Annotated in this window: 29 protein-coding genes and 2 pseudogenes; 19 read left to right on the top strand and 12 right to left on the bottom strand. The window is 29.1% G+C overall.

The features are described from left to right. Nucleotides 1–96 precede the first annotated feature (96 nt). On the top strand, nucleotides 97–1,500 hold the full coding sequence (locus ACH2BO_RS07895; RefSeq protein WP_395044201.1) for an FAD-binding oxidoreductase: 1,404 nt from the start codon (nucleotides 97–99) through the stop codon (nucleotides 1,498–1,500). An 11-nt stretch (nucleotides 1,501–1,511) separates the two neighbouring features. Here the strand turns inward: ACH2BO_RS07895 and ACH2BO_RS07890 are convergent, their stop codons facing one another. The 7 genes from ACH2BO_RS07890 to ACH2BO_RS07860 all read right to left on the bottom strand — a co-directional run bounded on the left by ACH2BO_RS07890 (nucleotide 1,512) and on the right by ACH2BO_RS07860 (nucleotide 8,735). Next, complete coding sequence (locus ACH2BO_RS07890) at nucleotides 1,512–1,907, bottom strand: hypothetical protein (protein WP_395044200.1); 396 nt, start codon at nucleotides 1,905–1,907, stop codon at nucleotides 1,512–1,514. Nucleotides 1,908–2,162: 255 nt separating this feature from the next. After that, entirely contained in the window at nucleotides 2,163–2,588 is a 426-nt protein-coding gene (locus tag ACH2BO_RS07885; RefSeq protein ID WP_395044199.1) for a hypothetical protein, read from the bottom strand. A gap of 120 nt (nucleotides 2,589–2,708) precedes the next feature. Next, nucleotides 2,709–3,227, bottom strand: a complete 519-nt coding sequence (locus ACH2BO_RS07880; RefSeq protein WP_395044198.1) for a hypothetical protein — start codon at nucleotides 3,225–3,227, stop codon at nucleotides 2,709–2,711. 96 nt (nucleotides 3,228–3,323) lie between these two features. Further along, nucleotides 3,324–6,674, bottom strand: a complete 3,351-nt coding sequence (secA, locus tag ACH2BO_RS07875) for a preprotein translocase subunit SecA (protein ID WP_395044197.1) — start codon at nucleotides 6,672–6,674, stop codon at nucleotides 3,324–3,326. A gap of 107 nt (nucleotides 6,675–6,781) precedes the next feature. Continuing rightward, nucleotides 6,782–7,003, bottom strand: a complete 222-nt coding sequence (locus ACH2BO_RS07870) for a DUF2795 domain-containing protein (protein ID WP_022828503.1) — start codon at nucleotides 7,001–7,003, stop codon at nucleotides 6,782–6,784. Between the two features lie 260 nt (nucleotides 7,004–7,263). Continuing rightward, a complete protein-coding gene (locus ACH2BO_RS07865; RefSeq protein ID WP_395044196.1) occupies nucleotides 7,264–7,833 on the bottom strand; it encodes a cob(I)yrinic acid a,c-diamide adenosyltransferase in 570 nt (189 codons plus the stop codon). A 203-nt stretch (nucleotides 7,834–8,036) separates the two neighbouring features. Continuing rightward, on the bottom strand, nucleotides 8,037–8,735 hold the full coding sequence (locus ACH2BO_RS07860) for an ABC transporter ATP-binding protein (RefSeq protein WP_395044195.1): 699 nt from the start codon (nucleotides 8,733–8,735) through the stop codon (nucleotides 8,037–8,039). A 158-nt stretch (nucleotides 8,736–8,893) separates the two neighbouring features. Here ACH2BO_RS07860 and ACH2BO_RS07855 point away from each other — a divergent pair, with 158 nt between their 5' ends. Next, nucleotides 8,894–9,577 carry a hypothetical protein gene (locus tag ACH2BO_RS07855; RefSeq protein WP_395044202.1) on the top strand — a complete coding sequence of 228 codons (684 nt, stop codon included), beginning with the start codon at nucleotides 8,894–8,896 and terminating at the stop codon, nucleotides 9,575–9,577. Nucleotides 9,578–9,745: 168 nt separating this feature from the next. Then, nucleotides 9,746–9,895, top strand: coding sequence for a hypothetical protein (locus ACH2BO_RS07850; RefSeq protein ID WP_395044194.1), 150 nt, complete (start codon nucleotides 9,746–9,748; stop codon nucleotides 9,893–9,895). A gap of 31 nt (nucleotides 9,896–9,926) precedes the next feature. Here ACH2BO_RS07850 and ACH2BO_RS07845 read toward each other — a convergent pair whose 3' ends face one another. Together ACH2BO_RS07845 and ACH2BO_RS07840 are read right to left on the bottom strand one after the other, a co-directional pair. Beyond that, nucleotides 9,927–10,706 (bottom strand): O-methyltransferase, encoded by a 780-nt coding sequence (locus tag ACH2BO_RS07845; RefSeq protein WP_395044193.1) that lies wholly within the window; start codon nucleotides 10,704–10,706, stop codon nucleotides 9,927–9,929. A gap of 75 nt (nucleotides 10,707–10,781) precedes the next feature. Then, nucleotides 10,782–12,641 (bottom strand): ABC-F family ATP-binding cassette domain-containing protein, encoded by a 1,860-nt coding sequence (locus tag ACH2BO_RS07840; protein ID WP_395044192.1) that lies wholly within the window; start codon nucleotides 12,639–12,641, stop codon nucleotides 10,782–10,784. Nucleotides 12,642–12,679: 38 nt separating this feature from the next. Between ACH2BO_RS07840 and ACH2BO_RS07835 the strand changes: the two genes are divergently transcribed. From ACH2BO_RS07835 to ACH2BO_RS07785, 11 genes are all read left to right on the top strand, one after another. Continuing rightward, nucleotides 12,680–13,813: a glycosyltransferase family 2 protein gene (locus ACH2BO_RS07835; protein ID WP_395044191.1), complete on the top strand. Its 1,134-nt coding sequence runs from the start codon at nucleotides 12,680–12,682 to the stop codon at nucleotides 13,811–13,813. A gap of 76 nt (nucleotides 13,814–13,889) precedes the next feature. After that, complete coding sequence (locus ACH2BO_RS07830; protein WP_395044190.1) at nucleotides 13,890–15,221, top strand: dihydrolipoamide acetyltransferase family protein; 1,332 nt, start codon at nucleotides 13,890–13,892, stop codon at nucleotides 15,219–15,221. A gap of 129 nt (nucleotides 15,222–15,350) precedes the next feature. Further along, nucleotides 15,351–16,121 carry an exonuclease domain-containing protein gene (locus ACH2BO_RS07825; RefSeq protein WP_395044189.1) on the top strand — a complete coding sequence of 257 codons (771 nt, stop codon included), beginning with the start codon at nucleotides 15,351–15,353 and terminating at the stop codon, nucleotides 16,119–16,121. Between the two features lie 69 nt (nucleotides 16,122–16,190). Next, nucleotides 16,191–16,802 carry a fumarylacetoacetate hydrolase family protein gene (locus ACH2BO_RS07820; protein ID WP_395044188.1) on the top strand — a complete coding sequence of 204 codons (612 nt, stop codon included), beginning with the start codon at nucleotides 16,191–16,193 and terminating at the stop codon, nucleotides 16,800–16,802. After that, nucleotides 16,802–17,146 carry an Hpt domain-containing protein gene (locus ACH2BO_RS07815; RefSeq protein ID WP_395044187.1) on the top strand — a complete coding sequence of 115 codons (345 nt, stop codon included), beginning with the start codon at nucleotides 16,802–16,804 and terminating at the stop codon, nucleotides 17,144–17,146. The genes ACH2BO_RS07820 and ACH2BO_RS07815 overlap by 1 nt, the downstream gene beginning before the upstream one ends. 123 nt (nucleotides 17,147–17,269) lie before the next feature. After that, on the top strand, nucleotides 17,270–18,520 hold the full coding sequence (locus tag ACH2BO_RS07810) for a CinA family nicotinamide mononucleotide deamidase-related protein (protein ID WP_395044186.1): 1,251 nt from the start codon (nucleotides 17,270–17,272) through the stop codon (nucleotides 18,518–18,520). Nucleotides 18,521–18,594: 74 nt separating this feature from the next. After that, nucleotides 18,595–18,831, top strand: coding sequence for a 50S ribosomal protein L28 (gene rpmB / locus ACH2BO_RS07805; protein ID WP_298115209.1), 237 nt, complete (start codon nucleotides 18,595–18,597; stop codon nucleotides 18,829–18,831). 26 nt (nucleotides 18,832–18,857) lie between these two features. Continuing rightward, nucleotides 18,858–19,040 (top strand): 50S ribosomal protein L33, encoded by a 183-nt coding sequence (rpmG, locus tag ACH2BO_RS07800; RefSeq protein WP_035126304.1) that lies wholly within the window; start codon nucleotides 18,858–18,860, stop codon nucleotides 19,038–19,040. A gap of 82 nt (nucleotides 19,041–19,122) precedes the next feature. After that, a complete protein-coding gene (locus ACH2BO_RS07795) occupies nucleotides 19,123–19,275 on the top strand; it encodes a DUF4295 domain-containing protein (RefSeq protein WP_395044185.1) in 153 nt (50 codons plus the stop codon). A 138-nt stretch (nucleotides 19,276–19,413) separates the two neighbouring features. Continuing rightward, the gene (gene ftsY, locus ACH2BO_RS07790; protein WP_395044184.1) at nucleotides 19,414–20,367 is read left to right on the top strand and encodes a signal recognition particle-docking protein FtsY; all 954 of its coding nucleotides are present in this window, start codon (nucleotides 19,414–19,416) and stop codon (nucleotides 20,365–20,367) included. Between the two features lie 14 nt (nucleotides 20,368–20,381). Next, nucleotides 20,382–20,564: a hypothetical protein gene (locus ACH2BO_RS07785; RefSeq protein ID WP_395044183.1), complete on the top strand. Its 183-nt coding sequence runs from the start codon at nucleotides 20,382–20,384 to the stop codon at nucleotides 20,562–20,564. 2 nt (nucleotides 20,565–20,566) lie between these two features. On the opposite strand, the pseudogene ACH2BO_RS07780 reads toward ACH2BO_RS07785, so the two are convergent. After that, a pseudogene (locus ACH2BO_RS07780) lies at nucleotides 20,567–21,646 on the bottom strand (serine hydrolase domain-containing protein). Nucleotides 21,647–21,748: 102 nt separating this feature from the next. On the opposite strand from ACH2BO_RS07780, the gene ACH2BO_RS07775 reads away from it, so the two are divergent. Continuing rightward, a complete protein-coding gene (locus ACH2BO_RS07775) occupies nucleotides 21,749–22,192 on the top strand; it encodes a hypothetical protein (protein ID WP_395044182.1) in 444 nt (147 codons plus the stop codon). A gap of 38 nt (nucleotides 22,193–22,230) precedes the next feature. Further along, entirely contained in the window at nucleotides 22,231–22,527 is a 297-nt protein-coding gene (locus tag ACH2BO_RS07770) for a DUF721 domain-containing protein (RefSeq protein ID WP_395044181.1), read from the top strand. Between the two features lie 187 nt (nucleotides 22,528–22,714). Here the strand turns inward: ACH2BO_RS07770 and ACH2BO_RS07765 are convergent, their stop codons facing one another. Beyond that, nucleotides 22,715–23,134 carry a nucleoside-diphosphate kinase gene (locus ACH2BO_RS07765; protein ID WP_395044180.1) on the bottom strand — a complete coding sequence of 140 codons (420 nt, stop codon included), beginning with the start codon at nucleotides 23,132–23,134 and terminating at the stop codon, nucleotides 22,715–22,717. Nucleotides 23,135–23,186: 52 nt separating this feature from the next. Beyond that, a complete protein-coding gene (gene bshC / locus ACH2BO_RS07760) occupies nucleotides 23,187–24,776 on the bottom strand; it encodes a bacillithiol biosynthesis cysteine-adding enzyme BshC (RefSeq protein WP_395044179.1) in 1,590 nt (529 codons plus the stop codon). An 85-nt stretch (nucleotides 24,777–24,861) separates the two neighbouring features. Here bshC and ACH2BO_RS07755 point away from each other — a divergent pair, with 85 nt between their 5' ends. The 3 genes and pseudogenes from ACH2BO_RS07755 to ACH2BO_RS07745 all read left to right on the top strand — a co-directional run. After that, complete coding sequence (locus ACH2BO_RS07755; RefSeq protein WP_395044178.1) at nucleotides 24,862–25,116, top strand: autorepressor SdpR family transcription factor; 255 nt, start codon at nucleotides 24,862–24,864, stop codon at nucleotides 25,114–25,116. Nucleotides 25,117–25,121: 5 nt separating this feature from the next. Further along, nucleotides 25,122–25,775: an SdpI family protein gene (locus tag ACH2BO_RS07750; protein ID WP_395044177.1), complete on the top strand. Its 654-nt coding sequence runs from the start codon at nucleotides 25,122–25,124 to the stop codon at nucleotides 25,773–25,775. A gap of 41 nt (nucleotides 25,776–25,816) precedes the next feature. Next, nucleotides 25,817–26,408: pseudogene (locus ACH2BO_RS07745) on the top strand (radical SAM protein); the annotation flags it as partial.

Raw genomic sequence — 26,408 nt, 5'->3', positions numbered from 1 at the left:
CGAGAGTTTTTTTTATAGGGCATTAATGTTTTTTATATATAACAAAATTGTATTTCAATATTAAATAAATTAATTTTACAAATCAATTTAAATTAGATGCAACTCAATCCAGAAATCCTTCAAAAATTAATTACTATTCTTGGTTCTTCTTATGTTTTTATAGATGAAGAAACAAGAAATCATTATGGTCATGACGAAACCGAAGATTATATTTTTCCACCCAATGTAGTTGTTAAACCAGCAAATGCTAGAGAAATTTCAGAGATTTTAAAAATTTCCAACGAATATAAAATTCCAACTACACCAATTGGTGCTCGAACCGGTTTAAGTGGTGGTTCTTTGAGTATTTATGAAGGAATTGGTTTGTCTTTAGAACGATTGAATAAAATTTTGGATATTGATGAAAAAAATCTTCAAGTTATTGTTGAACCAGCAGTTATAACTCAAGTTCTTCGTGAAGCTGTTGCTGAAAAAGGTTTGTTTTATCCGCCAGATCCAAGCAGTCAAGGAAGTTGTTGGATAGGAGGAAACGTTGCCGAAAATGCTGGTGGAGCAAGAGCTGTAAAATATGGAGTAACTAAAGATTATGTATTGAATCTTGAAGTTGTTTTACCCAATGGCGAAATCATTTGGACTGGAGCAAATACCTTAAAAAATTCAACAGGATATAATTTTACCCAGTTAATGGTTGGTAGCGAAGGAACATTGGGGATTATTACTAAGATTGTTCTTAAATTAATCCCAAAAGTTACTCATAATGTCTTAATGTTGGTTCCGTTTTACAAAGCAAACCAAGCTTGCGAAGCAGTTTCTGCAATTTTTAGAGCAGGAATTATTCCGAGTGCATTAGAATTTATGGAACGCGATGCTATTGATTGGACATTGAAATACAATGAAAATATTAATATTAAAGTCAAAGATTCTATAGAAGCACATTTACTTATTGAAGTTGATGGTAATTATCCTGAAATATTAATGCTCGAAGCCGAGAAAATTCTGTCAGTAGTTGAACAATTTGAAATCGATGAAGTTTTATTTGCAGATACAGAAGATGAAAAAACTGCACTTTGGAAAATGCGAAGAAGTGTTGCCGAAGCAGTAAAAGCGAATTCGATTTATAAAGAAGAAGACACTGTTGTACCACGATATGAATTGCCAAAATTACTTAGTGGCATTAAAGAAATTGGAAATAAATATGGTTTCAAATCTGTTTGTTATGGTCATGCAGGAGATGGAAATTTGCATGTAAACATCATAAAAGGTGAAATGACAGATGATAATTGGCAAACTCAAGTTCCGCTTGGAATTAGAGAAATTTTTGAATTAACTGTTTCATTAAAAGGAACACTTTCTGGTGAACACGGAATAGGTTATGTGCAAAAAAACTTTATGGATATAGCTTTTTCTAAAACACATTTAGAATTAATGTCTAGAATAAAATCTGTTTTTGATTTCAATAATATTTTAAATCCTGGAAAGATTTTTCCTGATGATATATAAATTTGTAATTATTATTTTTTAATAAACTTTCCTGTATAAATTGGATATTCATCTTTATCTTCTCCTAAAGTAAAATAATATACATTTCCATCATGCTTAGTTATTTTGAAAAAGAAAAAAGCTTCTTCCATCATTTTCTTTTCTAGCTTATTAGGATTCATTGGTCCTGTTAATCCTTCAACAATAAATGAACTTTCATCAATCCATTTTATTAAAAAAGTTTCTTTAACATCATTTAATCTGTAAAAAAACTTCTCGTTTTCTAGAGTAAATTCATAATCATTCATTCCAATTTCTTTATACTTTTTATCTAATTCAACTTTATAAGTGCCATTTTCAAGCTTTTCAACAGTTTTTGAAAATGAAAATAAAAAAACCAATGCAATTAATGAGATTATTTTTTTCATGTTATTTGGATAAATTGATTATAATTTTCTTTAAAAATGAAATAATCCTTAACTGAAATTACAATTAAGGATTATTTTTTTTAATCACGTTTTGGACTGTTTTTCTTATCTCTTTTTTCTGCCTTCTTTTCTTTAGCAGTTTTTAAAGGTTCTTTTTTTTCTGTTTTTTTTGCGTCTTGACTCTTTGCCATGATTTTATTTTTTAATGGTTATTATCTGTTTTTATTTAATGTAAATGTATGAAATAAAATTATATTACTTATTTTTATTTAAATAGTTTGATATAAATTCTTTGAATTTTTCTCCGTTAAATATTCTAATAAAATTAAATTTATTTGGACGTAAGTCAAATAATGTTACTTGATTTAAATGTAACAAAAAAATAACAATTTCATTTTTGAATGTTATTTGCAATAGAATTTGTCTTTTTTCTTTCATTGTATCATAACTTGTAGAGTCAAATTTTAATAATGATTTTAATATTTTAAAATCCCTATTATTTATTTGTGGCTTGTCGTTAAATTGATTGTTTAAAATGCCATATTCATTTTTATTTGCATCTTTTTCAATCTCAATTATTTTTGCACTTACCATATTATTCCAATCATAAATGATTTTATCATCATCTTGGGAATAGGAAATAAAACTAAAAAGTAAAACTACTAAAACTATTTTTTTCATAAATGTGTAACGTTGATGAAATAAAAATAGTGTAATAAATAAACATTTGAAATTTCATTTTTACTTTTAATCAGTTTTTTTTCAAGTTGATAATTAATGTTGAATTTGTAATGTAAACTATTAGTTTTTTGAGTTTTTTTCAATAGATACAGAATCCTTTCCAAATGAAACAGTGTAAGAATTGAAATTACTACCAAGTCGCCAAAAATCATCTACATTAATCTGATAAGTAGTATCAGATTTTTTTTCAATTTTTAAGGTTTCTCCTTCAATTTCTTGTTTGCACAATTTGTTTTTATAAATGATATAGCTTTCAGCAAATGGATTGTAAGTTGCGCCACCAGAGTAATCACCATAGAGATTTATTATTTTAAAAGTAGAATCTTTAGGATAAAATAATTTGTTTTCATAATAATTTACCGAAGAAGAATCACTTGTACTAATCTTTTTTTTGAAGTTCAAAAATTTACTCAATAAAATAGAATCTGAATCAGTTGGAAGAATTTCAAAAGAAGTGATTTTTATTGAATCGTTTGCAGACAAAGAACTTCTTTCAATTTGTTTTTTTATCACAGATTTACATCCTATTACAAATAAGATTGTATAAATAAATAAAAGAAATCGAATACCAATTTTCATAAACCATTTGCTTAATAGTTATCATTTCAAATGTAAAAAAAATCCTCAATTGTTTTTATACAATTGAGGATATATTTATTTAAAACAGAACCTTATTTATTTATTAACAATAACCCATTCGCCACCAGAGAGCAAACCTTCGGCTTTTTTAAATTTCATACTTTCGGTTTTTCCGCTTATAATATGTTTTATAGTAACAGTATCATTACGGTTTATTTTTGGAGTTTCTCTAACTATTGTTTCGGTAACTTGACGTTGTTGTGTTTGTCCAGCTTCACGATTTTGCTCTGAAAGTGTATCGTTATTTGGAATTTCATCTTTACTTTCTATATAATTTTCTTTTTTGCGAACTTCTTGTTTTGCCTCTTGAATTTTATTTTGTTGTGGTAAATCGCCTTTAAACAAGAATGAAATTACTTCTTTGTTAACGCCATCAAGCATAGTTCTAAACAATTTAAATGCTTCTAATTTATAAATTAATAAAGGATCTTTTTGTTCATGAACTGCCAATTGAACCGATTGTTTCAATTCGTCCATTTTGCGCAAATGTTTTTTCCAAGCTTCGTCAACTATTGCTAATGTTATGTTTTTTTCGAAATCGGCAACTAATTGTGCACCATTTGAATCATAAGCTTTTTTCAAATCGGTAACAACATTCAAAGATTTAATTCCGTCAGTAAATGGAACAATAATTCGTTCAAATTTATTACCTTCTTGTTCATATACATTAGAAATAATTGGTAAAGCTTCTCTAGCGCTTCTTTCTGTTTTTTCAGTATAATATTGCATTGCAGCTTTGTATACTTTTCCTGTCAATTCCATTTCAGATGATTTTGAAAATTCTGTTTCAGAAACTGGAGATGTTATTGAAAAATATCTAATTAATTCGAATTCAAAGTTTTTAAAATCACCTATTGATTTGTTATCACCAACGATTACTTCGCAAGTGTCATACATCATATTGGCAATATCAAGTTTTAAACGTTCACCATGTAAGGCATGACGACGACGTTTGTATACAACTTCTCGTTGTGCGTTCATAACATCATCATATTCTAATAAACGTTTACGTGTGCCAAAATTATTTTCTTCTACTTTTTTCTGTGCACGTTCTATAGATTTGGTCATCATAGAATGTTGAATCACTTCACCTTCTTTCAATCCCATTCTGTCCATAACTTTGGCAACTCTATCTGAACCAAAAAGGCGCATCAAATTATCTTCTAATGAAACATAAAATTGTGAACTTCCAGGATCACCTTGACGACCAGCACGACCACGTAACTGACGGTCAACACGACGAGAATCATGTCGTTCTGTACCAATAATTGCCAATCCACCAGCAGCTTTTACTTCTGGCGAAAGTTTAATATCGGTTCCACGACCAGCCATATTTGTTGCTATTGTTACTACTCCAGATTTTCCAGCTTCTTCAACAATTTGCGCTTCTTGTTTGTGCATTTTTGCATTCAATACGTTGTGAGCAACACCACGCATTTTTAACATTCGACTCAATAATTCTGAAATCTCTACTGAGGTTGTTCCAATTAAAACTGGTCTTCCTGCTGCCGAAAGTTGTGTTACATCTTCAATTACTGCATTGAATTTTTCACGAACAGAACGATAAATTAAATCTTCTTTATCTATTCTTGACATTCCGCGATTAGTTGGAATTTCTACAACATCTAATTTATAAATTTGCCATAACTCTCCAGCTTCTGTAACGGCTGTTCCAGTCATACCGGCAAGTTTACTATACATTCTAAAATAATTTTGTAATGTAATTGTAGCAAATGTTTGTGTCGCAGCTTCAATTGTAACTTGTTCTTTAGCTTCAATAGCTTGGTGTAAACCGTCAGAATAACGTCTTCCATCCATTATACGACCTGTTTGCTCGTCTACAATTAGAATTTTATTATCCATAATTACATATTCTACATCTTTTTCAAAAAGAGTATATGCTTTTAGTATTTGTGTTAGGGTATGAATTCTTTCAGATTTTATTCCAAAATCTTGAAATAATTTTTCTTTGGCATCAGCTTCTTTATCTTTTTCAAGATTTTGCTTTTCTATAGCAGCAATTTCAGTTCCAATATCTGGAAGAACAAAAAATGTTTCATCGGTATCTTGTGATAAATATTTTATTCCATTATCAGTCAATTCAACTTGATTGTTTTTTTCTTCAATTACAAAATATAGTGCTTCATCAATCTTTGGCATTTCGCGATTGTTGTCTTGCATGTATTGATTTTCAGTTTTTTGAAGCAATTGTTTTATTCCTTCTTCACTTAAAAACTTTATCAATGCTTTGTTTTTTGGCAAAGAACGATATGCTCTTAATAATTGAAAACCGCCATCTTTGGTATTTCCTTCTTTTATTAATTTTTTAGCTTCGGTAAGAAATCCGTTTGCCAATTGACGTTGCAAACTAAATAGATTTTCAATTTTTGGTTTCAATTCATTAAACTCATGTCTGTCACCATCAGGAACTGGTCCAGAAATAATCAATGGTGTTCTTGCATCGTCAATTAATACCGAGTCAACCTCGTCAACAATAGCATAATTATGTTTTCTTTGAACTAAATCTTCTGGCGAGTGTGCCATGTTATCTCTCAAATAATCAAAACCAAATTCGTTATTTGTACCATAAGTTATATCTGCTTCATACGCTTTTCTTCGAGCATCAGAATTTGGTGAATGGTTATCAATACAATCTACAGTTATACCATGAAATTCAAACAATGGTGCTTTCCATGTACTATCACGTTTTGCTAGATAATCATTTACAGTTACTAAGTGAACTCCGTTTCCTGTTAAAGCATTAAGATAGAGTGGAAGTGTTGCAACCAAAGTTTTTCCTTCACCAGTTTGCATTTCAGAAATTTTACCTTCGTGTAATACAATTCCACCAATTAACTGAACGTCATAGTGAATCATATCCCATGTGATTTCTTTTCCTGCAGCATTCCATGAGTTTGCCCAAGTAGAAGTTTCTCCGTTAAGAGTTATGTATGGTTTTGTTGCCGAAAGTTCTCTGTCTTTTGGACTTGCATTAACAGTTATAGAAGCGTTTTCTTTAAATCGTCTTGCAGTTTCTTTAACAACTGCAAAAGCTTCTGGAAGAATTTCTAATAATACTTTTTCAGAAATATCATAAGCTTCTTTTTCAAGAGCATCAACAGCATTATAGATGTCTTCTCTTTTATCAATATCAGAAATACCTTCTGCTTCAAGCTTTAAGGATGCTATTTTTGCATCTTTTTCTGCTCTTGCAAGTTTTATTTTTTCTTTGAATAGTGATGTTTTAGCTCTTAATTCATCATGTGATAATGCAATAAGAGCATTTTCGAAAGATTTTATTTTAGTAACTAATGGTTGTATTAATTTTACATCTTTTTGAGATTTATCTCCTACAAATGCTTTAATAATGCTATTTATGAAACTCATAATATGGTTTGTATTTATTTTTTTAAAGTTCCGATACTTCGGGATGCAAATTTAAACAAAAAAAAAGCCCCAATGGAGACTTTTCTTCTGTTGTGTTAGTTTATTTTTTAATATTCATCCTCGTTCCAAAGATAATCTTCGTCGGTTGGATAATCTGGCCAAATTTCTTCCATTGATTCATATATTTCTCCTTCGTCTTCAATTGACTGAAGGTTTTCGACAACTTCAAGCGGCGCACCAGCTCTAATTGCGTAATCTATAAGTTCATCTTTGGTAGCAGGCCACGGTGCATCACTTAAATACGATGCTAATTCTAATGTCCAATACATCTTCTTTGGGTTTTAATTTGTGCAAAAATAAATTTATTACTGAAAAAGTCAAGTTTTTTTTTAATTATTTTTCAATTATGTTTAAGAACGTGTTTTTTTTAGTATTCAGTCATTAGTTTTTAGTATTCAGTTTCAATAGAATTTTTTAAAGTTTTATTTAAAAAAAAAAATAAAACTTAAAACACATTTTAATAAATTTTGAAACTAATTATCAAATAATAAGCTAAAAAAACTGAATACTAAAAACTGATCACTGAATACTACTTTCTCGGTATCCATTTCACTTCATCAGCGTTCAAGTCATGAGACAACTTTCGTGCCAATACAAAAAGGTAGTCAGAAAGTCGGTTTAAGTATTTAATTGCAATCTCAGCAACTGGTTCATTATGACTTAAATGTACTGCTAAACGTTCTGCACGACGACATACGCAACGTGCAACGTGACAATATGACACAGTTGTGTGTCCGCCAGGAAGTACAAAATGTGTCATTTGCGGTAGCGAATCTTCCATAGCATCAATTTCATTTTCTAGAAGTTCAATGTCAGATTCTATTATTCCTAAATTCTGAAGTCGCTTTTCACCATTTTTTAAAGTTTCTTTTTCTGGTGGTGTTGCTAGAATTGCTCCAACGGTAAATAATCTATCTTGAATTTCTATAAGGATTTTTTTATAATGTTGGTTCATTTCTTGGTCGCGAATTAATCCTATATGAGAATTTAATTCGTCTACAGTGCCATAACTTTCTATACGAATATGGTCTTTGGGAACTCTTGTGCCTCCAAAAAGTGATGTTGTGCCATTATCTCCTGTTTTTGTATATACTTTCATGAGTAGTTTAAAAAATTAAAAGTTTTTAAAAGTTTAAAGTTGAATTTTAAACTATGATTTTTGATTTTCAAATGTAGCAAAAATTAATAATGATTGCCAATTAGCCCTGACAGAAGAAAGTAGCTCTCGTTTTTTTCGAGACTACTTCGTATGGCAGGAAAATGGATTGAGGATAAAGCCAGAAAGATTCGCTTCTAATGAAACTATAAATGTCCAACATTTAAATTATCACTTTCTATTAAACCGTCACGCAAACGAATTATTCGATGTGCATATTTGGCAATGTCTTCTTCGTGAGTTACAAGAATTACAGTGTTTCCGTTGGCATGAATGTCTCCAAAAAGTTTCATTATTTCTTCGGATGTTTTACTGTCAAGATTTCCTGTTGGTTCATCGGCAAGAATTATCGAAGGTTTGTTTACCAAAGCACGAGCAATTGCAACTCGCTGACGCTGACCACCAGATAGTTGATTGGGTTGATGATCCATTCTATCATCAAGGTTTACTTGTGTTAATACTTCGGTAGCTCTTAGATTTCTTTCAGATTTAGAATATCCTGCATAAATCATTGGTAAAGCAACATTATCTAAAGCTGTTGTTCTAGGCAATAGGTTAAATGTTTGAAAAACAAAGCCAATTTCTTTATTGCGAATTTCTGCTAGATCGTCGTCGTGCATTTGAGAAACATCTTTTCCGTTTAGAATATAAGTTCCAGATGTTGGCGTGTCTAGACAACCTAAAAGGTTCATTAAAGTAGATTTTCCTGAACCACTTGGTCCCATTAATGCTACATATTCGCCTTTATTTATTTGTAAATCGATGCCTTTTAAAACGTTTATTATTTCGCTTCCAAGAATGAAATCACGTTTAATATTGGTGATGTTTATAAGAGAATTTGACATATTATATTTTGACTAATACATTATTAGTAGTTTAAAACTTGATAAAGTTACAACTTCAATTAGAGAAATGAAAATTATGTAAAGTTAATAGTTAATTGTATAACATCACATTTTGATGTTGTGAGTAGTTTTACATTAAATATTTAAACTTATTTATTATGAAAAAAAATGTATTAAAATTTGGATTGTTATCAATGATTTTTATCGGTATGTCTTCTTGTAAAAATGAAGAAAAAGAAATGGCTGATAAAAGGATTAGTGAATTAGAAAATTATGTAGATTCTCTAAAAATGGTTAATGCAGATGATATGGAAGCCAATTGGGACCAAATTGCTGCTGATTATGAAATGAGAACAACTAATGCCAACGAAGCCTTGGTTAAACTAGATGATGAATCTAGATCTTCTGCGCAAATGAAAATAGATGCTTCTAATACTAAATACATTGAATTTAAAGCTAGTATTGAAGCTAAAAGCACACCAGTTGCTGATGTAGTTGTTAAAACTAGTCCGAGTCAATTATTGAGAGATAGATTATTTGGAGCCGGAAAAATTGGTAACGACATGAGTTTTGCTTGGGTAAATAAAGATAATATTTTAAATGTTTATGATACCTTTTTTCAAGCTTATAAAGATAACAAAGGAGACTTTTCTAGAGAAGATTATGATGAAATAAAATTGATGTATGAAGCTTTAGACAACAGAAAAAACACTGTTGAAAAAGAAGGTTTATCAGCTGAGGATAATGGAAAAATTGCTTCAATTAAATTTAAATTTGGACCAATGTTTAAATTAAACAGAGTTGGTGCAAAAAGTAGAGAAACATCTGAAGCTAAAGAATAGTTACAATTATTAATTCAATGGAAGAATGACGATCTGGGAAGGTTGTCATTTTTTTTATGTTATAAATTAATTAATATTTGCTTAATATTAATTTAATTTTAGAATTAATAAATTGGTATTTAGTTTGCAATATATTGTATAATATTAACAACTAAAATTTAATTTATTATGTCAAAAAATTCAAAAATGTCAAGTGCTGCAGCTTCAAGAATTCAATCAGCAACTGCAAAATCTAATGGTGGAAAAGTCGCTTCTGGAACATTTGCAGCTAGAGCTCAAGCTACAGTTTCAAAGGCATCAACAGGTTCTAAAAAGTAAATTTTAAAGCTATCAGAAATGGTAGCTTTTTTTATGTTCTAATTACAAAATGTTCTTTCTTTTGCTCAATTCTAAAAAAAACAATTCCCCATTGAAAAGTGTCAATTGTAATGGTAACTTTTGGATGGTTTTTTATGTTTTTCCATGCTTCTCCCATATCTTTACTCCAATGAATATCGTCAAAAATCCAAATAGAATCATTGGTGATTGTTGGAAGTAAAAGCTCAAAATAATTTAATGTTGCATTTTTAGAATGGTTTCCGTCGAAGTAGATTAGTTGGCAGTTTTCAGTTTTCAGTTGGCAGTTACTCAGATAACTTGAAAATTCAGTATTTACAAATCCAATGTTATTTAGATTTTGCAATTGACATTGATTTTTTGCAATTGACATTGTATTTGGACAACCTTCTAAAGTAATAATTTTAGAATTTTTATTTCCTAATGATAAAGCTGAAGTTGCTAAACCTAAAGATGTTCCAATTTCAAGGATATTCTCTGGCTGAAAATACTGTGTAATTCTAAACAACAATTCTGCTCTTTTTGAAGAAACACCAGCGTTTTTTGCAATTTGATTTATAGCTCGAGTATTACTTTTAAAAACTTTTGAACCAGCACCAAAATCGGTAACTTCAATTGTGTTTTTGTTTTCTAAAAGAGAGTTTCTGTAGTTTTTTAGTATTAAATATTCAGGATAAATCGTTTTATCATAAAAACATTTGGTAACCAATTCAAATACAAATGGCGAATGCACTCCGTGTTCATTTTTGGAGTTCCAAAGGAAGTTGATGTATGATTTTATTTGAAATATCATTTAGTAGTGATTAGTGAAAAGTGACTAATAATTAGTCAAACGATTCACTAATTACTATTCACTGATTACTTTTTATTATTCCATTTTACTAGAAAGTTCAAACCAACGTTCTTCTTTTTCTTCTTTCAAATTGATAACTTTTTGTAATTCGATTGCTTTAGTTTCAATTTCGTTATCGGCAACTTTTCCGTCAGAAAATAATTGTTCTATTTGCTTTTTTTGATGTTCTAAATCTTTTATTTCTTTCTCTATTTTATTAAATTCTTTTTGTTCGTTAAAATTCAATCCAGCCGAAATAGTTTTTGCTTGTTTCCAATTATTTTTTTCCTTGTTATCGTCTTTATTTGCAGGTTCAGCCGAATCTTCATATGCTCTAAAATCTGAGTAGTTTCCTGGAAAATTCTCTACAATTCCGTCACCACGAAAAACGAATAAATCATCAACAATTTTATCCATAAAATACCTGTCGTGAGAAACAACAAGTAAACATCCAGGAAAATCCAATAAAAAACTTTCTAGAACATTCAAAGTTACAATATCCAAATCATTGGTTGGTTCATCAAGAATTAAAAAATTTGGATTCTGAATCAAAACCGTACATAAATAAAGTCGTTTCAATTCTCCACCAGAAAGTTTTTCTACAAAATCATATTGTTTTTTGCTATCAAATAAAAAGCGCTCTAGTAATTGCGAAGCCGAAATCAATTTTCCTTTCATCAACGGAATATATTCTCCGTATTCCTTAATAATATCAATAACTCGCTGACCAGGTTTTGGATTAATTCCGCTTTGTGTGTAATATCCAATTTTAATAGTATCACCAGTTATCACTTTTCCAGAATCTGTTGGAATAGTTTGCGTCATTAAATTTAAGAAAGTCGATTTTCCTGTTCCGTTTTTCCCAATAATTCCAATTCTTGCACCACGTTGAAAATCGAAACTAAAATTTTCTAAAATCTTTTTATCGCCAAATTTTTTAGAAATTTTGTGTAACTCAATTATCTTGCTTCCAAGACGTTCCATATTAATTTCTAGTTCAACTTTATTTTCTTTTCGTCTACTTTCTGCTTTTTCCTTAATTACATAAAAATCATCTTGACGCGATTTTGATTTTGTAGTTCGCGCTTTTGGCTGACGTCGCATCCAAGCCAATTCTTTTACAAAAAGATTCTGTGCTTTATCAATACTAGAATTTTCAGAGGCAATTCGTTCTTCTTTTTTCTCTAAATAATAACTATAATTTCCTTTGTATTGATACAATTTTCCGTTGTCGAGTTCTATAATTTCATTACAAACTCTTTCTAAGAAAAATCTATCATGGGTTACCATAAACAAAGTGATATTTTCTTTTGTAAAATAGCTTTCTAACCATTCAATCATCTCTAAATCAAGGTGATTTGTTGGTTCGTCAAGTATCAATAACTCTGGACGATTTATTAAAATAATAGCCAATGAAAGACGTTTTTTTTGTCCGCCAGACATATTTTTTACTTTCAATTTAAAATCTTCCAATTTCAATTTGAAAAGAATTTGCTTGAATTGTGTTTCAAAATCCCAAGCATTAAAACGATCCATATCGTCAAACGCTTTTTCATAAGCTTCTGCATCATCAGGATTTTCTATTGCTTTTTCGTAACGTTCAATTACATGAAGAATCTCATTATCACTAGCAAAAATACTTTCCTCTACAGTCAATTCATCTTGCAATTGCGGAACTTGTGATAGAAATGCCATTTTAATTTCTTTTCTTATCACAACTTGACCAGTATCCGGTTTATCTTCACCATTTATTATTTTCATAATACAGGTTTTACCCGATCCATTCTTGGCTATAAAAGCAATTTTTTGGTCTTTATTTATTCCAAACGAAATGTCTTTAAACAAAGTTCTTTCGCCAAATGATTTTGATATGTTTTCTACAGAAAGGTAATTCACAATTGTATTTTTTTGCAAAAGTAGATTATATTTGTCAAATGCAACTATCAGTTATCATCCTAAATTACAATGTGCGCTATTTTTTAGAGCAATGCGTTTTAAGTGTTCAAAAAGCACTTGAAGGAATTGATGGCGAAATAATTGTAATCGACAACAATTCATCAGATGATAGTTGCACAATGATAAAAAAGTTTTTTCCTAAAGTAAAACTCATCGAAAACTCATCAAACTTAGGTTTTCCAAAAGGTAATAATAGTGGTGTTACTCAAGCCAAAGGCGAATATATTTGTATTTTAAATCCTGATACAGTTGTTGCCGAAGACACATTTACTAAAATGCTAAATACTAAAAACTGGCAACTGAATACTGGAATTATAGGTTGTAAATTAATTGACGGAACAGGAAATTTTCTGCCAGAAAGCAAACGCGGAATTCCAACACCATGGGTTGCAATCACTAAGATTTTTGCATTATATAAGTTATTTCCAAAAGTTTCATTATTTAATAAATATTATGCTCAACATTTAACACAAAATCAAAGTGGCAAAGTTGATATTCTTGTTGGAGCATTTATGTTTATGAAGCGAGAATTATACAATGAAATTGGTGGTTTTGACGAAAATTGCTTCATGTATTCAGATGATATTGACTTGAGTTACATGGCTTTGAAAAAAGGAAAATATAATTTTTATTTTCATGAAACTACTGTAATACATTATAAAGGAGAAAGCACAATTCGTGACGGAACTTATTTGAAACGTTTTCAAGAAGCAATGCAGTTTTTTTATAAAAAGCATTTTGATAAATCTATATTTTTTGATGTTTTTATGAAAATTGGAGCATTAATTTTTTCGTTATTTAAGAAAAATCAAACCAAAGAAGTAAAAAGAAAAATTGATGAATATGTTATTTTTTCAAATGATTCATTGCAATTAAATTCATCAAAAAAAGTAACTATTTTAAACGATTTTTCTCAATTTAAAAATGATTTAAAATCTAATATCGAAATAATTTTTGACACTAAATCATTTAGTTATAAAGAAATAATTCATTTTATGAATTACAATAATAGCAAGAATTTAACATTTAAGAATTATATTTCTACTTCAAATTACATCATCGGAAGCAATAATTCAATAGATAGAGGAGAAATTATTCAACTAAAAAATTAGTATATTCTTTACAAAATGAAGATAAAATTACTAATTTTGCAATCATAATAAAAAAACACAACTTTAGTTTATAAATATGGCAAAGTTTGAATTGAAATTACCCAAAATGGGAGAAAGTGTTGCAGAAGCAACAATTACAAATTGGTTAAAAAATGTTGGTGAAACAATTGCTGCTGATGAAGCTGTACTTGAAATAGCAACAGATAAAGTTGATAGTGAAGTGCCAAGTGAAGTTTCTGGTACTTTAACCGAAATATTATTTCAAGTGAATGATGTAGTTAAAGTTGGTCAAACAATTGCTATAATTGAAACCGAAGGAGGAAGTGCATCAGCCGAAAGAGGTTCTGTCACATCGAGCGCAGTCGAGATGCCAGTTGCTGTTACAGAAGTTTCTAAAACAATAGAATCAGCCAAAGAAAATATTGCTACAGCCGATTTTTCTGGAAGCGATAAATTCTTTTCACCTTTAGTAAAAAACATTGCTAAAGAAGAAGGTGTTTCTGTTTCTGAATTAGAAAATATTTCTGGCTCAGGCAAAGATGGTCGGGTTACTAAAGAAGATATTTTAAAATATGTTGGACTTCGTCAAACTCAGTCTGACAATATTGAAAAACCACAAATAATTCAGACTCCAGTTTCTCAACCCATAACCCAAAACTCGCAACCTTCAACTCAAGCTATTCCAGTTTCTGTAAATGGTGGAGATGAAATTGTGGAAATGGACCGAATGAGGAAACTTATTTCGGGTTATATGATTGCTTCGGTGCAAACTTCTGCTCACGTACAATCGTTTATAGAAGTTGATGTTACCAATATTGTAAAGTGGCGAGAAAAAGTAAAAGTAGCTTTTGAAAAACGTGAAGGAGAAAAACTAACGTTCACACCAATAATGATGGAAGCTGTTGCTAAAGCTTTAAAAGATTTTCCAGGAATGAATATTTCTGTTGATGGTGATTATATTATCAAAAAGAAAAATATAAATCTTGGAATGGCTGCTGCATTACCAAACGGAAACTTAATTGTTCCAGTTATAAAAAATGCAGATCAGTTAAACCTTGTTGGAATGGCAAAAGCGGTTAACGATTTAGGAAATCGCGCCAAAGCAGGAAAATTAAAACCAGACGACACTCAAGGCGGAACTTATACTGTAACAAATGTTGGAACTTTTGGTTCTGTTTTTGGAACTCCAATAATAAATCAACCTCAAGTTGGAATTTTAGCACTTGGAGCAATTAGAAAAGTACCAGCAGTTATTGAAACTCCAGAAGGAGATTTTATTGGAATTAGACAAAAAATGTTCTTGTCACACAGTTATGATCATAGAGTTGTAGATGGAGCACTAGGCGGAAGTTTTGTAAAAAGAGTTGCCGATTACCTTGAAGCTTTTGATATAAATAGAGAATATTAATAGTTAAGTTTTTATAAATCAACCCTTTCAATATACGAAAGGGTTTTTTTGTTTAAAAAAATGAAAAAAAATGAAAACATCGATTAACGGTAACTTCAAAATTTTATATTTGTCAAATAAATGTTACAAATGGAATTAAAATTAACTAGACCAATTTGCTTTTTTGATCTTGAAACAACAGGAATTGAAGTTGCTAAAGATAGAATTGTAGAAATATCAATATTAAAGGTTTATCCTAACGGAAATAAAGAAAGCAAAACATGGTTGGTGAATCCAACAATTCCAATTCCGGCAGCTACAACAGCGGTTCACGGAATTACCAATGAAAAAGTAGCCAACGAACCAACTTTTAAAGAATTGGCATCGCAGGTACATAACATGATTAAGGATTCTGATTTGGCTGGATTTAATTCTGATAGATTTGATATTCCGCTTCTTGCAGAAGAAATGCTTCGTGCAGAAGTTGATTTTGATATGAAAAATAGAGTTTCTGTAGATGTTCAAACTATTTTTCACAAAAAAGAAGAACGCACTTTGAGCGCAGCATTAAAATTTTATTGTGATTCAAATCTAGAAAATGCTCATTCAGCCGAAGCCGATACTATGGCTACTTATGAAATATTAAAAGCTCAACTAGACAGATATTCTGATTTAGAAAACGACATGAAATCATTATCTGAATTTACAACTCGAAAAAAATCAGTTGATTTTGCAGGATTTATAGCTTTAAATAATGAAGGAAAAGAAATTTTTACTTTCGGAAAAAATAAAAGTCAACTTGTTGATGATGTTTTAGAAAAAGAACCAGGATATTATGGTTGGATTCAAGGCGCAGATTTTCCTTTATATACAAAGAAAGTTTTAACAGCAATAAAATTAAGAAAATTAAATACAAAATAGTGATTAGTAATTAGTGATTGGTAAATAACATTTTCTAATCACTAATTACTTTTTACTAATTACTAAAAAATGAAAATAATCTGCATCGGAAGAAATTATGTAAAACACATTGAGGAACTTCAAAATGAACGACCAGAAGAACCAGTAGTTTTTATGAAACCAGATTCGGCTGTTTTATTGAAGCAACATCCTTTTGTAATACCTGAATTTTCAAATGATATTCATCACGAAGTTGAAGTATTAGTAAAAATAAATAAAGTTGGTAAATATATTGAACCAAAATTTGCTCATAATTATTACGATGAAATAGGTTTAGGGATAGATTTTACAGCTCGAGATTTACAAAGTAAACTAAAAGAAAAAGGTTTGCCATGGGAAAAATCGAAAGCATTTGACGGTTCAGCGGTAATAGGTGACTTTTTACCGAAAAAAGTTTTTAGTTCATTAGAAAGTATTAACTTTGAATTAGTTAACAATGGACAGGTTGTTCAAAAAGGAAATACAAGTCACATGTTGTGGAAAATTGACGAATTAATTGCTCACGTTTCACAATATTTTACACTTAAAATTGGTGATATCATTTTTACAGGAACACCAGAAGGAGTTGCAGCTGTAAAACCAAATGATGTTCTCGAAGGATTTATTGAAAAAAAACTACTATTTAAAATACAAATAAAATAATGGCATTAAATTATAATTTATCAAAAGTATACGCACTTTCAGACAATGATTCTGAATTTGTAACCCAAATCATCTCATTATTTGTTACTGAAGTCCCACAAGATTTGAAACAAATAGAACTAGGAATAAAAACTAAAGATCATAAATTGGCTTATGCTTATGCTCACAAAATAAAGCCAACACTTGATTTATTAGGTTTGACAATGGCTCACGAAGAAATTCTTCAAGTTGAAGCATGGACACGAGCAGAAGGAAAGCGAAAAGAAATTGATGCAACTTTTGAAAGTATTGAAGATCAAGTTGAAAAAGCAATAAAAGAAATTAAAAAAGATTTTGAAATTTAATAAGTTGTTTTAATTGGCTTGAGATTTATTTTAAGCCAATTGAAGCGATTTTATATTTTTTCATTTAAATTATCATTGCTTTTCAAACAAGATTTAACTTCATAATCTAAAATTAATTATTCATTGAAGGCAACCATAATAACTATTGGCGACGAAATTCTTATAGGACAAATTATAGATACAAACTCCGCTTTTATAGCAAAATCACTTGATAAAATAGGAGTTCAAACACATGAGTTTTTATCTATAAGCGATGATAAAAAACATATTCTTGATACTTTTTCTTCACTTCAAAATAAAGTCGATTTAGTAATAATAACTGGAGGTTTAGGTCCAACAAAAGATGATATTACAAAACATACATTTTGTGAATATTTTGAGGATGTATTAATAGAAAATCAAGATGTTTTTGCACATGTAAAAGAAATAATTGAAGGATTTTTTAAACGTCCACTTACTCAAATTAATCGTGATCAAGCTTTAGTTCCATCAAAATGTCAAGTTCTTTTTAATAAAATGGGAACTGCTCCAGGAATGTGGATGAAAAAAGAAAACACCGTTTATATTTCGCTTCCAGGTGTTCCTTATGAAATGAAGTATATAATTGAAAATGAAGTCATTCCAAAAATTGTTAAAGAATACAAAAGACCTTATATTATTCATAAAACAATTTTAACTTATGGTCAAGGCGAAAGCTTAATTGCAGAACGAATTGAAAATTGGGAAAATAACTTACCAGAATTTATAAAACTTGCTTATTTACCATCACCAGGAAAAGTTCGTTTGCGATTAACAGCTCGCGGATCAGAAAAAGAAATTCTCGAAAATGCTATTGAAAAAAATGTTAGTTCATTAGCCAAAATAATTTCAGATATTATCGTTGGTTATGATGAAGATGAAACTATTGAGGTTGTGTTAGGAAGATTATTATCACAACAACAAAAAACTATTGCTACAGCAGAAAGCTGCACAGGTGGAAAAATTGCTCAAGTTATAACATCAGTTTCAGGAGCGTCAAAATATTTTAGAGGAAGTATAGTTTCTTATGCAACAGATATTAAGGTTTCTGTTCTAGGAGTTTTACAAGATACAATTAATAATCACTCTGTAGTAAGTGCAGAAGTTGGAAAAGAAATGGCAATTGGAGTCCAACAACTAATGAAAACTGATTATGCAATTGCTACAACAGGTAATGCTGGACCAAATAAAGGAGACGCAGATGCTTTAGTTGGAACCGTTTTTATTGCATTAGCAACACCAGATGACATAATTATTGAAGAATTCAATTTTGGTCAACCACGTGAAAAAGTGATAGATAGAACAGTAAATAAAGCATTAGAAATGCTTCAAAAAGAAATATTGAAAAATCTGTAAAATATTTTTGCTTCAATGGTTTCTTTTTTGTTTCTTTGCAAACCGAAATTGAATAACGAAAAAAGATAAGCAAAATGTCAAGAGTTTGTGACCTTACTGGTAAAAGAGCGATGGTAGGAAATAATGTTTCTCACGCTATGAACAAAACTAAGAGAAAATTTTCTGTTAACTTAGTTAAAAAACGTTTCTATCTTCCAGAAGAAGACAGATGGATTACTCTTAGAGTAGCTGCATCTACAATAAAAACGATTAATAAAAATGGAATTGCTGCTGTATTAAAAACAGCTAAAGCAAACGGATTTATTAAATAATCCTTATCCAATAAAAATAAAGCACAATGGCAAAGAAAGGTAATAGAATTCAAGTAATTTTAGAGTGTACCGAGCATAAAGGAACTGGACTTCCAGGAACTTCTCGTTATATTACAAATAAAAATAAAAAAAATACTCCAGACAGATTAGAGATTAAGAAATTTAATCCAATCTTAAAGAGAATGACTGTTCATAAAGAAATTAAATAATTAGAGATTTTTATTTTTGTAAAATTTTTAAACATTTTTTTGAAATTTTACTTTAGTTTAAATTTAAATACTCATTTGAATCATGGCAAAAAAGACCGTTGCAACATTACAGACATCTTCTAAAAGATTAACCAAAGCTATAAGAATGGTTAAATCTCCTAAAACAGGCGCATATACTTTCGTAGAAAGCATTATGACACCAGAAGAAGTGGATGCTTTCTTAAAAAAGAAATAATTCCTAAATAGATATATATCAAAGCTACTTTCTTATGGAAGTAGCTTTTTTATTTTTATCTTTGTTACAAGTTATTTTTTTACTATTAAAAATTAATAACAACAATAAATTAGAAATAACAAACCATAAATTAATATTATGAGTTTTTTTAAAAGGATATTTTCATCAGAAAAAAAAGAAAGCTTAGATAAAGCTGTAGAAAAATCAAAAACTACATTTTTTTCTAAACTTACTAAAGCAGTTGCCGGAAAATCTAAAGTTGATGAAGAGGTTTTAGACAATCTAGAAGAAATTTTGGTTTCATCTGATGTTGGAGTAAACACTACTTTAAAAATCATTAAACGAATTGAAGAACGAGTTTCTAGCGATAAATATTTAGGAACAGATGAATTAAATCAAATTCTTCGTGATGAAATTGCAGGATTACTTTCTGAAACTAAATCTGGTGAAGAAACAGAATTTAAAATTCCAGCCAACAAAAAACCTTATGTAATTATGGTTGTTGGAGTTAATGGAGTTGGTAAAACTACAACAATTGGTAAACTTGCATATCAATTAAAAAAATCTGGATACTCAGTCGTTCTTGGTGCTGCAGATACTTTTCGTGCTGCCGCAATAGATCAATTACAAATTTGGGCTGATAGAGTAGGTGTTCCAATTGTGAAACAACAAATGGGAAGTGATCCTGCATCAGTTGCATTTGATACTTTGCAAAGTGCAGTTTCTCAAAATGCAGATGTTGTTATTATTGATACTGCTGGTCGTTTACACAATAAAGTCAATTTAATGAATGAACTTACTAAAGTAAAACGCGTGATGCAAAAAGTTATAGACGATGCGCCACACGATGTACTTTTAGTTCTAGATGGTTCTACAGGACAAAACGCATTTGAACAAGCAACACAATTTACCGCAGCTACAGAAGTTACTTGTCTAGCAATCACTAAACTTGACGGAACTGCTAAAGGTGGAGTTGTAATTGGTATTTCAGATCAATTTCAAATTCCTGTTAAATATATTGGAGTAGGTGAAGGAATTGAAGACCTACAAGTGTTTAACAAATTTGAATTTGTTGATTCCTTTTTTAAATAATTTGTAGTTAATTAATGAAAAAAATATTTAATTTTTTTAAAATAATTACGCCATTAAAATTAATAATTATGGCAATTACTTTTATATTAATTGGTAAAATAATTGAAAATTTCTCATCAGATTTTGCAATGTTTTTTCAACTTTCAGCATTTGTATTGTTTATTTATGCAATGATTAAACACTTTAATTCTAAATAAATTTATTCATACAAAGCATTTATCTTTTGCCACAATACTTCATCAAAGTCTGATAAAGCAAAGTTTACACCATCGGCAACATCTCCCATTCTAATAATCACCATTTTTTTGCTAGGAACAACATAAATTTTTTGATCATTTTTTCCTAAAGCACAATACATATCAATTGGAGCACTAGGAATTATTGTGCCTGGAAACTGTAATTGAGATTGAGGTAAGTGATAAGATGTCTTTCCGTTTAACCACCATAAATATCCATAAGATTGATTGATGGTTTGCGATGTATTTGATGCTTGATTCATGAAATTTTCACTAACTATTGTTGTTCCGTTTCACTTTCCTTTATTCAAAGCTAAAAGTCCAAAACGAACCATATTTCTTGATGTACTCCAATATACACTCAATCCGTCACCAGAATTAATCCAACTTCCGCCAGTCATTCCAATTTTATCACGCAATTTTGTGTTAAAATAATTTGGCCAAGTTTGTCCGCTTGCTTGAGCAATAACATCTTGAAGTTTAACATAAACATTGTGATATGCCCAACGATTTCCTGCATCAGCAAGATATTGAAGATTGGCTGGCGAAACATCATCTCCCAAAGCATCATTTAATCCTGAATTCATGGAAAGTAAATTTTTGCATGTAATTAAGTTTTCTTTTGCAATTGGAGCACTTGTCCAAGCAGTTCCTAGATAATCAGAAACTTTATTGTTGATGTTAATTAATCCTTCATCTTGTGCAATTCCAGTAACTGTTGAAGTTAAAGTTTTTCCTGCACTTGCCCAATACCATGGCGATGTTGCTGAATGTCCATTAAAATAATTTTCCATAACAATTCTCCCATTTACAAGAATAATGAAAGATTTAGAATGTTTCAATTCTAAATAATCTAACAAAGGTTGCACCGCATCTTGATTCCAAGATAAATTAGCAATAGATTTGGTTTCCCAAGTTGTACTACCATCATTTGGTGGAAAATACATCTGTTCTTCTGTAATAATTGGATTATCCACCGTTTTATCAGAACTACAACTTAATATAAATAATGATAAAAGTAAGAAAGAAAAATATTTTTTCATGACAGTTGATTTTAAATAGGACTATGTAAATTTAAAAAGGTTTAATCAAAAATACTTTTTTATTCTTTAAAAAAAATTGTAATTTTAGATTTTATTATAATCATGAAAAAAGCAATTGTATTTTTACTTCTTAGTATAATTTTAGGTTCTTGCAAACAAGCTATTACAGATAAAGAAATAAGTAAAATAAATGGTTATTGGGAAATTGAAAAAGTAATTTTTGAAAACGGAGATAAAAAAGATTACAAAGTAAACGAAACCATTGATTTTTTTGAGCTCAAAAATGCTAAGAACAGCAAAAAAATAGAAGGTTTTAGAAAAAAAGTTATGCCACAATTAGATGGAACTTATTTAACTAATAATTCTAAAGAAGCAATTTCTATAACTAATGAAAAAGGTAATTATTACATAAATTATGTTACAAATTATGCAAAATGGAAAGAAGAAATTATTGAAGTAAAAGATAGTAATTTGGTTTTAAAAAACGATAATAATATTGAATATCACTATAAAAAACCAGTTCCATTTTCATTAAAAAAACACTAATTTTTTTAAATAAACCAAAACAAAGTTAATCTACATAAATGGCAAAAAGGATAAGCAACGAAAGTTCAATTTCAGATGTATTAAAGCAGTTTATTCAAGCAAATAAACTAGAATCTGGCATGGATAAAATTGATGTTGAACAAGCTTGGAAATCTTTGATGGGAAATGGTGTAAATAGTTATACACAAGAAGTTGTTTTAAAAGGCAGTACACTTTATGTAAAATTAACTTCGTCTGTTTTACGTGAAGAGTTGAGTTTTGGAAAAGATAAAATTATTAGAATGATAAATGAAGAACTTAGAAAAGATGTTGTTACTGTCTTAGTTTTGAGATAAAAAAGTTTGTTTATTCAAAGTTTAAAATTGTTTAAAATTGTTTAAATGTATAATTTTTTTAAATGTTTAAAACTTATTTAAAAGAGAAATCCCATTTCATTTTTAAAACGAAATGGGATTTTAAAATTTTAGAATATTCTACTGAACACTAATCCCGAATTTTCGGTACTGAATACTGAACACTTTATTAAAACTGTTCTCTTCCAGCAAAGTGAAAAGCAGCTTCAATAGCAGCATTTTCATCAGAATCTGAACCGTGAACTGCATTTTCTCCAATAGATTTTGCATATTTTTTACGAATTGTACCTTCAGCAGCATCAGCAGGATTTGTAGCACCAATTAAAGTTCTAAAATCTTCAATTGCATTTTCTTTTTCAAGAATAGCAGCTACAATTGGTCCACGAGACATAAATTCTACTAACTCACCATAAAAAGGTCTTGCAGCGTGAACTGAATAAAATGCCTTAGCATCAGCAACTGTTAATTGAGTTAATTTTAAAGAAACTATTTTAAAACCACCTTCGGTAATCATATTTAATATTCCACCAATGTGTCCGTTTTCAACACCATCTGGTTTAATCATTGTAAATGTTCTATTTGTAGCCATTTTTTTGTTTTTAAATTTCGTGCAAAAATACTACTTTTTTTAAGATTGACAATTATAAAATGATTACTTTAAATTCTTGTTCTAATGGTTTTATTTCTTCCAGTAATTTAATAATAAATTGACTTCCAAAATCTTTATAAAACTCACTAAAATTAGCTTTTCGTTCCTGTAAACTTTGATTTGGAAACAACTCGTTTTGCAATAATAATATTCGATCCAGTGTTTCTGTATGTACTCTTTTTTCGGCTTTTAATAATCTTTTTTCAAGATTTTCTAAACCTTTTATTTGTTTTATTTCTTGCGCTTTTACTGCTCCAATAAAGGATTTGTCTGTTTCATTTGCAATTGCATTAAGCTTATTAAATTGCTTTTTTAGATGTTCTTTTTGCTCTGTGAAATCTATTTTTAAGTTAGAATATTCTTTAGTTTTTAAAGTAAATAATTCTTGTTGATTTGTAAATAAATCGATCCAAGTTAAACTCAGTTTATCAATTTTTTCAACTTGTTTTTTAGTTGTTAACACAACAGAATTTCTAAGTAATAAGATTGGAAAAGTAATGTTGTTGGCCTCAAAACAAGATTTTAATTCTAGCCAATATGCAATTTCACCACCACCACCAATGTAACATATATTAGGAAGAATAACTTCTTGGTACAATGGACGTAAAATTACATTAGGACTAAATTTCTCTGGATTATTTTCTAATTCTGCTAGAATTTCAGTTTCTGAGAATTCAATATTTGTGTTGTTTATTTTATATGTATTGTTTTCATAAACTATCCGTTCACGTAAATTATCTTCAATATAAAACAAGTTTAGTTCTCTAGGGTTTACTTGAATTTTATACTCTTTTAAATGTTCTACAGTTTCTGAAACTTTTTTAAACGATGTTTGATTTAATAATTCCTCTTTTACAAATGGAATAAATAATTTTTTTAGTGCTACCGAATCGCCATCAATAATAACTAAACCTTCTTTTTTAAACAATTCATTTGCTAGAAATCGAGTTGCATCTGCCAAATTAGTATGTTCTAAATAGGATTTTGAAAATAAATTTTTGATAAAAGTTGCATTTTCTCCAATTACCAATTCCTTTTGAAATTGTTCTAATACTTCTTTCAAACCATCAGTTGAAAGTCGTCCAACTGGTCCAAAACTTTCACGATTCCATTTAATTTTTTTAGTTGTAAAATTGAAATAATTTATTTCTTCAAAGTCATGATCTTCTGTCGCCATCCAATAAATGGGAACAAAATCATAATCTGGATAATTAGATTTTAATTCTTTGCAAAGGTTTATTGTAGAAACAATTTTGTATAAAAAATACAATGGTCCAGTAAATAAATTAAGTTGATGACCTGTAGTTACAGTAAAAGTGTTGGAATTCTTTAAAAGTTTAATATTGTTTAAAGTTGTTTGAGAAACTTCAAAATTTTGATATTGTTTTTCTAATTCAGAAATTATAATTTGACGATTTTCAATTTTAAAATTGCCATTTTTTTCTGCAATTTGTAATTTAAAATTTTCAATATTAGGAAATCGATTGTAAAATTGTTTTAAACTAGAATCTTCATTCAAATAATCTACAATTATTTTTGTGAAATATCTAGATTTTTGATAAGATATACAATCGGTTGGCATAATTTATTTTTTGTAAAAGTAATAAATTACATTTTAATTTGGATAATTCAAATAATATTTAGACATTTGTCTAAATATATAAATAATGAATTCAATTTTCAAAGCTTTAAATGATGCAACTAGAAGAGAAATTTTAGATTTATTGAAAGAAAAAGATATGGCAGCTGGAGAAATTGCTGATTTTTTTAAGATTTCAAAACCTAGTATTTCACATCATTTAGATATTCTAAAACAAGCCGATTTGATTTCGTCAGAGAAAAAAGGACAATTTGTTATTTATTCCATAAATACCACAATTATGGAAGATGTTTTGCAATGGATTTTAACTTTAAAAAAATAATAAAAATGAACAACAACTTAAAAAAAGAATTGCCTTTACTTGCTATTATTGCTTTACCGATTTTTTACTTATTTTATGTTTGGAAAAAATTGCCAGAAAAAATACCAACACATTTTAACATCGATGGAAAAATTGATTCTTGGGGTGAAAAGTCATCTTTGATATTGATTGTATTGCTTTTACCTATATTAACTTATGGTTTACTACTAATTATTCCAAAAATTGATCCTAAAAAACGTATTGATTTAATGGGTAGAAAATACCACCAATTAAAATTTATTTTAGTTTCATTTATGTCGATTCTTGCTTTATTTATTATTTATATTTCAAAGGAACAAACGCTTTCAAACTTAAATATGATATTAGTTTTATTAGGAATTTTATTTTTTGCTTTGGGAAATTATTTCAAAGTGATTCAGCAAAATTATTTTATAGGAATTAAAACTCCTTGGACACTAGAAAGTAAAGAAGTTTGGAAATTAACTCACATTCTAGCAGGAAAACTTTGGACTATAGGCGGAATTTTGGTTATTTTTTTTAGTTTGATACTTCCTGCCACTTTAAATAGATATTTCTTTTTTACAATAACAGGAATAATTACTATTGTTCCAATTGTTTATTCGTATATAAAATTTAAAGAATTAAAAGCAAATAATTAATTTTATCTTTGTAAAATGTTTAAATTATTATAAAGATACATTTGAAAGACATTCTTCTCATAACGCCACCATTTACACAATTAAATACACCTTATCCGGCAACGGCTTATATTAAAGGTTTTTTAAATACTAAAAACATTTCGGCTTTTCAAATGGATTTGGGAATTGAAGTTATTGTAGAATTGTTTTCCAAAAAAGGTTTGAAAAATTTGTTTGAATTTTCAAGTTTAAAGTTTCAAGATTTTGGTGGTAATTCACGAAGAATCATTTCCTTACAAAACGATTATATAAAAACAATTGATGCAGTAATTGCTTTTCTTCAAGGGAAAAATCAATCTTTAGCAAGACAAATTTGTACTAGAAATTTTCTTCCAGAAGCATCACGTTTTTCACAATTAGAAGATGATTCTGAAACTTCGGGATGGGCTTTTGGAACTATGGGAATGCAAGATAAAGCTAAACATTTTGCTACATTATATCTCGAAGATTTATCAGATTTTATCAAAGAATGTATCGATGATAATTTTGGTTTTAGTAGATATGCAGAGCGTTTAGGAAGAAGTGCCAATTCGTTTAACGAGTTGTATGCCGAATTGCAAAAGGAGTTGACTTATATTGATAAAATTTCGCTTA

Source organism: Flavobacterium sp. (genome assembly GCF_043773265.1).
In the GTDB taxonomy this organism is placed as follows: domain Bacteria; phylum Bacteroidota; class Bacteroidia; order Flavobacteriales; family Flavobacteriaceae; genus Flavobacterium.
Note: the sequence above shows the minus strand (reverse complement) of the source record. Positions and strands in the feature narration are given on the sequence as shown.